Raw genomic sequence first — 7,323 nt, forward strand, 5'->3', positions numbered from 1 at the left:
AAAGAAATGAAAAAGCTGCACGTAAATTCTTTAAGAAAGCCATTGGTAGGCATGGTTTGCCAGAGAAAGTAAATGTAGATAAATCTGGTGCTAATGAGGCTGCATTACTGACTATCAATATCTACTTATTTTTACTAGGGATATGGTTAACTCATGGTATTGAAATTAGACAAAATAAGTATTTAAATAATTTGATAGAGCAGGATCATAGAAGTATTAAACGATTGACTCGACCCATGATGGGATTTAAGTCTTGGGACTCCATGGAGTCCACTATCGCTGGTTATGAGTTAATAAATATGATTAGAAAAGGTCAGCACATTAATGCTGAAAATATGACTATTTGGGATCAATTCTATTCTATAGCAGCATAACTGTATCTAGAGCATACTGATTTCATGAAAATTGTCACTGATTTAAATATTTGCGACAAAACCAATTTACACATTTATTTGGAAAGGCTCAAATCAAAAGCAGGAAGCTATGATTGGTGCTAGTATTCTAAATAAAATGACATCTTTAGGTATGCCCATTAGTCATAGAACCTCCTAAAATACTCCAACTAGAAGACCGTATGGGGTTAAGAAACAATGCCAGCTACAGACACAATTTAGTGGACACTACCGTTTAACTTGGCTTAACCAAGATTTATAGACATACTTTTAACATCAACACTACGTGAAGATAGCTCGACTGAGCTTACGTCGCTTTTTATAGTTATTGAATTTGCTTTAATAGTTACAGAGCTAGAGCTAATCTCTATACTACTACTGCCACACTTAAGGGTGATTTTATCTTTACATTCGATAGTAGTCTCTTTAGCGGCAATACTTGCTGATTCCTTTTTTTGATTTAATGTTAAAACAGCTTTTTTGTTTGCATCTAAACTCATATATTCAGAAGTTATTTCAAAGACATTAATTGAATCGTCTTGATCAGCCATAGCTATTCTCCACTTTCTTTACAGCTAGTATATCCTTTATCATCTATTAAACAATCCCAAGAATTTCCGCCTGGGTTAGGAATATAGTATCTCCAAGTATTGTAGTTTTTACCCATATTCATAATAAAGTATATTGATGCAGGATCATCTTTTGCTTTGAAAGTTAGTTTATCAGTCTGGTCTTGAGGATGAATAAGCTTACTTTGATGATCATTATTTAATATTTGCTTACTAAGTGAGTCATATGATGCTTGAGCCATTTTATCCATAGAGCTAGGTTGTTCATAAACTACAAGATAATTATTACCATTATTAGCCTGAGATGATGATTTTATGTTTAAATTAAATTGATCCTTAGGTATCGTTGTAGTACAGCTTGAAAGCAAAGATAAAGCAGTCATACTAAATATAATTTTTTTCATTTTTAATTCTCCAAAATATTAATTATCAAAGGTCTCAAATATATTATCAAAATCGATCTTAAACTTAATGGCAATGTTATTTTGATTCCAGGTATAGACATCACCATCTTTATTTGCTTGATTAAGTAGATCAAAAAGAGACCAATATTCTGAGTGTGTTTCTATAGAATTGATCTGTTCATTACTATCAATAAAGCCAACAGAACTAGGCTGCTCCTCAAACCAATTATATCTTAAAATGATAGACTTTTGTTCGGTACTAATTCCCATGGATTTTTGATTGCCAATACTTAACAAAGTCATTTTGACAAAAGTATTATTCTGTAACAGATTATTTGGAATTGGCATAATGCTAACTTTAATATCTATAGGTTTAAGTTTACCTGATTTATCCCATAGAGTATCAGTAAACTTCTGAGTATTATTTAGAGTATTTAGCATGCTAGCTGTATTCTTACCAAAAAGATTTGGAATTCTACTTTGCCACTGACCATCTTTATATTCAAAAATACCATACATATCTTCATTAACAGTTTCCCAAAACTTTCCTTTAGAACCAAAGGTTTTGGTAAGTTCAGTTGGAGATATTTTTTTATCAGAATTCTGTGTGAATGGGTAATATTTTTTATACTTATCAAGTAGAGAAATAATATGATTATCCCATAACTGGTATTTATATTTGACTAAGTAAGGCTTACCAAACTTCATGATATTATGCAAAGGAGCTGTAAATATTATTGAATTCTCTGAACTAATATCATTCTTTTTAAGTAGAGCATTAACTTTATAAAAATAAGAATCTTTTGATTTAGTAAATAAATTAAGAGTTATTTTATTAATTGCAGCTCGTTTATAGTCAGCTTGATTAATTTGATTAGCTATGTCTCTTATTATTTGATTATATTCATCCATATCGTTAGGATTAGAGATCATCTTATTTACATTTTGAAAATATGATCTTACTAAATCAAGTTGAGGTATTTCTTTGAGTGTTTTTTTATCAAATACAGTGTTGCTTGATAATGTTTTTAGCATGTTGTTAAACTGTGAACTAGTTGATGATACTAGATATAATGAAGCTACAAGATCGTTTGGATCCATGCTATTTTTGTATGAAGCAATAAGATTTATATAAGATTTTTTATAATCTTTAATATAATTATCTAATGCATCATTATAATAATTATTAATCACAAGGGTATTTATATTTTGTTTTCCTAATGATTTACAAACAGACTTGTACTCAGATATCTCTGGTAAGACAGCATCTTTAAGACCAATTTTTGTATAAATAATTGATATATTGCCATAGTAACTAGCATTATCACCTACATTTACAACTGATTGTTTAGATAACCCTTCATCCATAAACATAGCTCTTGATAGAGCCAAGTTGTTCATAAGGTCATTATAAACTGCTTGGGTTATGATTTTGTGCCATATAGGATCTACCTTAGAATCATGTTTATGAAAATCATTATTAAGATTATCTAACAGATCAATAGCAGCCTGTAAATTATTTACTTGAGTTTCTTTTTCAGTAGGAATTAAATTTTTTATGTCCTGAATTTCAGATGACGATTTTGTAGTATTTTTAGTTTTTTCATAAAGTTTTTCTAAGAAACCTCTATTATACGGAGAAAAAGAGTCTTTAACTTGAGGATATATTTTTTTCATAAATTTATTTATAAGACGCTGTTTAGTTATAGGTAGGTTTATATTTTCAAGGAATATATTTAATGTTTTTAAGTTAATATTATTGTTCTCTATTATATATGATTTGACCATATCATAGGTACGAGATTTTATAAATAAGTTTTTAAAAATTAATTTATTTATATTAGTATTGCTTATATCAATTTTTACGGCTGGAACTGGAGCGTTAATGTATATATTAATAGTTCTCTCAGATAGCTTTGTTGCTAAACTCCAAAGGTGTAAATTGGATTTTATCAGCCATTTTAAATCTGAGTTTTGAGGAGCTATAAGTGTTAGATAAATAAAAGTTTTGTAAACATTATCTTTTGAAAGACCCTCATCTTCCAGAATATCTAATATTTGTTGTTGAATTTTTAAACCTTCAGTTAAATAAATTCCATGATTTAGAGTGCTCTTAGAATAAATAGCCTTTGCAGATAGGCTTGAAGCAATATATTTTTCATAATCATTACTCAACTTGATAGTTTCACGAACATTAGATGCGTTATCTGAGATAGCAAAAAGGTCTTGCTTATATTGTTTGATAATATCTTTATATACAAAGATATTTTTTGTGAATATTAGTCCTAAAATAGCTAATAAAACTCCTGTTATAGTCCATAGGATATTTTTAAAAGATCGAGTTTTATATTTTTGTGGTTTATTAAAAGAGTTCTGAAATAGATTTTGATTAATACTAGGCTTAGTGTTATTAATATATAAAGAGATGTGCTGGATAGCATTATTTGCATCTAGATAACTCTTGTTTTTGAGTAATTGCTTAAATTGCTTATAAATATCATTGATAAAGTAACTAAAGCGTAAAAATTCTTTAGGATGCTTTTTAAATATAATATTTTCTGCTAACAGGCTCATCTTTTTAAGATGATTATTGATATCAGAACTTAGGTTATTAGGATCAAAAAAAGGTGATAATAGTGGGATGTTATGCGTAGCTACACATTCGATAAAAGCTTGATAGCCAGGATGTTTTTCTATATCTGCGATAGTTAAAACAAAGTTTGGTATTTTTTTGTATACTTTTGTTAGTTGAATTATTATTGATCTTAGGCTTTTAATATCATCTATAATTAGAGATTCATCTTTAATCTTACTATATTCAAATGAGTATACAAAAATAGGAGTTTTGCCAGTTATTGAGCTTACTTTATGGCAGAATTTACTAAGCTCTTTATATGCATGGTTATCATTAAATTTATGAAGCTCAAGAATATATGATTTATCAGATAAATAGTGGTTATAGTTTAAGCTTTCATTTTTATATAGCTCAATTCCAAGGCTCTTACTTGTTTCATTCTCAATAATTTTTGTATTTGAAGTATTGATATGAATAAAAAAAATGGTATCAGTTCTAAAAGATTTTCTAGTTTTTCTATCTGCTTGAGAAAGTAGCTGCCTTAATGATCTATTTAAACGCATTGATGAACGTATATTTAATTTAAATTTAGTCACAAACCTTCTTGTATTTTTAATATTAAAAGCTAGTAATATAGCGATAGTACTAATTATTAAAAAAATAAAAATAAAAGCTATTATAATATATAAGTTCATATATTTACCTCATAGTACTGTTTATTTGCAATCTACACTAATTTTGAAAGATTGGTTATTCATTTCTAAATTTGATGGGGAGCCTTTATCTTTTGGGCTATGTATTATTTTAAAAGAGCTTGTTTTATCACCAGGCTTATAGCTATTGTGCATAACTGTGCGTTGCTCTTTACGGTCTTCAAAAATAATTCCTTGAGATTGTTCTTTATCTCCAGAAGTAAGCATCTCTTGAGGAGCTATGTATTTTTTGACTTTGGTTAAGTTTGCATACTCTTCAAATACGTTAAGCTCTACCTCAGTTCCAGATTTGAGATAAAAGAGCATATTAGAATATGATGCTAATACCATATTAGCAGGTACGAATTGTTTACCCTTTGGAGTTAATTTTGTCCAAAGCTGAGGAGCAACCTTAATTTGATATCTAGGACGAGTTATCAAATTTGGATCCAAAGAAAAAACTTCACTTGAGCTATCATAGTTTTCATTAGCAGTGATACTCTTACTTGCATCAACACTATAATTGAAAAGCTCACTAGTATAAGTTGAATTTTTATAATCTGTGTCTGTTGTATATATATGCCCTGTAAGATTTAGAGTTGGCGGCTTGTTATATTTTTTGCATTGCGGCCATAGCTCTTTGTTGTAGAGATAGAATCTTGAGTTACAGTTAAACATTAAAGGTAGTTCACTGGATTCTAATGCTTCCTCTTCAAACTTAAAACTAATTTTATATTCTTCAACTTTTCCTTCTTGTTTATCTTCATATGCAAGAGGATGTCTTTTATTATTATTTGAATATAAAGGTGTTTTTTCAAAGCTTAAGTCTACTTTGTGTAAAACCATGTATTTATCTTTTTTATCTAAAATAAGCCCCCATTCCTTAGCCGAGAACTTAAGGTTATTTTGAAGTGGCAGTACAGAGTATGAGCTTGGCATTGAATAAGCTTGTATTTCCAAGCCAATAGTGCTTGTTGCAAAATTATTTTTCAATTTAGTTTGGCAGCTATCAGTCTTTAATTTAAAAAGATTGCTTAAATCATGTTCTGTTACGCTATCTTGCTTAAAAGCTTCGACTGTTTTAGGCATATCTTCAAATTCTGTAACTTTTATTTGCTGTTTATCTGCACAATTTGAATTAAGGTTAATAATAGACTTATGTGTTAGGTATGGTTTCTTATGAAGATGTTTTATTTCTTGAATTTTCTGTTTATCTTCTATGAAAATACTTTTTATGACCTTTGCTTTTGATACTAAACCATCATAGTCAGAGGTTACTATATATTCATTATCACTATAATTATATACTAAAATCAAATTATATTGCTGTAATATATATTGAACATAGCTATAAAAGTTATTTGCACCACTGCTTTCTTGACAATTCATACAGATAAATGGAAGCTTTTGCTTAAGTACTTGATCACTACTTGTATCAAAACTAAGTTTTATAACCTTATCAAAAGGAGTATTTTGCTCTTGGAAAATTTTATCATAAGATTGTCCACTATATATACAGACAGGATTAAGTTGTTTCCAGAAAAAACTCAAAGCATCACAAAATTCTATTTTATATAAACCGTCAATTTTAGTTAGAGCTGAGCTTTTAATGCTAAATTCAGGCGATCGAATAATAGTCTCTTTTTTTTGTAAGTTACCGGCATATGCTGTAAATTTAATTTCTTCATTGCTAAGATCACCATTTTCTTCAATAAATTCTTTTTGATATTTTTCTATAAAAAATTCTTGTTTAATAGATATCTCAAGTAAAAAAGGTAATCCCTGAGTGATTATATCCATAAGTTTGTTATCATATCCAGTTTGATAAGGATATACAAAATCAATCGATCCTTTGAAACCTGTAGTCTCTAGTGATAGCTGAAGATCTTGAATGTAATATGAGTTCACTTCTACAGCTTTACTTTCATCAATAGCTAGCTTTTCATCAAAAGGCACTATTTTAAGCCTTATCGATTGCGATATAATAGTTGGATAAGTATTTGGTAGGACTCCCTCGATAAGAGATTCTTGCCATCTTTCTTTTAATGAAGAATCATCGGCAAGTTCTTCATTTTTAGGTAACATATTTTCTAAAATAGCATTTTTTTTGAATATGCTATTAAACTTTTCAGAGTACAAAAGGTCTATTAGTTTATCTTGAGATATTCCTTTAATTGCATTTAATACTATTAAGTCATTTATATCGTCTTTGTCAGCCATGTCTAGATCTAAACCTAATATCTATTATTTTTTTTGAATTATACATCAAAAAAATTAGAATCAGTAGCTGGTGTTAAAGCAGCTCTAGTTGATTACTTGGTTTTGTCGCAAATATTTAAATCAGTGACAATTTTCATGAAATCAGTATGCTCTAGATACAGTTATGCTGCTATAGAATAGAATTGATCCCAAATAGTCATATTTTCAGCATTAATGTGCTGACCTTTTCTAATCATATTTATTAACTCATAACCAGCGATAGTGGACTCCATGGAGTCCCAAGACTTAAATCCCATCATGGGTCGAGTCAATCGTTTAATACTTCTATGATCCTGCTCTATCAAATTATTTAAATACTTATTTTGTCTAATTTCAATACCATGAGTTAACCATATCCCTAGTAAAAATAAGTAGATATTGATAGTCAGTAATGCAGCCTCATTAGCACCAGATTTATCTTCATTCACTTTC

At 29.0% G+C, this 7,323-nt stretch carries 6 protein-coding genes; 1 reads left to right on the forward strand and 5 read right to left on the reverse strand.

Annotated elements, in window-relative coordinates:
- Positions 1–374, forward strand: a 374-nt coding sequence (locus F3D62_RS11860) for a DDE-type integrase/transposase/recombinase (protein WP_150468163.1), incomplete at its 5' end; no start/stop codon positions are given.
- Between the two features lie 263 nt (positions 375–637).
- Here the strand turns inward: F3D62_RS11860 and F3D62_RS11865 are convergent.
- The 5 genes from F3D62_RS11865 to F3D62_RS11885 all read right to left on the reverse strand — a co-directional run.
- Positions 638–943: a hypothetical protein gene (locus F3D62_RS11865; protein WP_150468464.1), complete on the reverse strand. Its 306-nt coding sequence runs from the start codon at positions 941–943 to the stop codon at positions 638–640.
- Positions 944–945: 2 nt separating this feature from the next.
- A complete protein-coding gene (gene iglE / locus F3D62_RS11870; RefSeq protein ID WP_150468465.1) occupies positions 946–1,365 on the reverse strand; it encodes a type VI secretion system lipoprotein IglE in 420 nt (139 codons plus the stop codon).
- Positions 1,366–1,383: 18 nt separating this feature from the next.
- A complete protein-coding gene (locus F3D62_RS11875; RefSeq protein WP_150468466.1) occupies positions 1,384–4,635 on the reverse strand; it encodes a cation-binding protein in 3,252 nt (1,083 codons plus the stop codon).
- A gap of 21 nt (positions 4,636–4,656) precedes the next feature.
- Complete coding sequence (locus F3D62_RS11880) at positions 4,657–6,852, reverse strand: hypothetical protein (RefSeq protein ID WP_150468467.1); 2,196 nt, start codon at positions 6,850–6,852, stop codon at positions 4,657–4,659.
- Positions 6,853–7,013: 161 nt separating this feature from the next.
- Positions 7,014–7,323, reverse strand: a 310-nt coding sequence (locus F3D62_RS11885; RefSeq protein WP_224732694.1) for a DDE-type integrase/transposase/recombinase, incomplete at its 5' end; no start/stop codon positions are given.

The organism is Francisella sp. SYW-9 (assembly GCF_008711465.1).
Taxonomy (GTDB): Bacteria; Pseudomonadota; Gammaproteobacteria; order Francisellales; family Francisellaceae; genus Francisella.

What these genes read in the sequence shown, in the direction of transcription:
- F3D62_RS11865 (WP_150468464.1), bottom strand. Translation starts at nt 943, where the DNA reads ATGGCTGATCAAGACGATTCAATTAATGTCTTTGAAATAACTTCTGAA.
- iglE (WP_150468465.1), bottom strand. Translation starts at nt 1,365, where the DNA reads ATGAAAAAAATTATATTTAGTATGACTGCTTTATCTTTGCTTTCAAGC.
- F3D62_RS11875 (WP_150468466.1), bottom strand. Translation starts at nt 4,635, where the DNA reads ATGAACTTATATATTATAATAGCTTTTATTTTTATTTTTTTAATAATT.
- F3D62_RS11880 (WP_150468467.1), bottom strand. Translation starts at nt 6,852, where the DNA reads ATGGCTGACAAAGACGATATAAATGACTTAATAGTATTAAATGCAATT.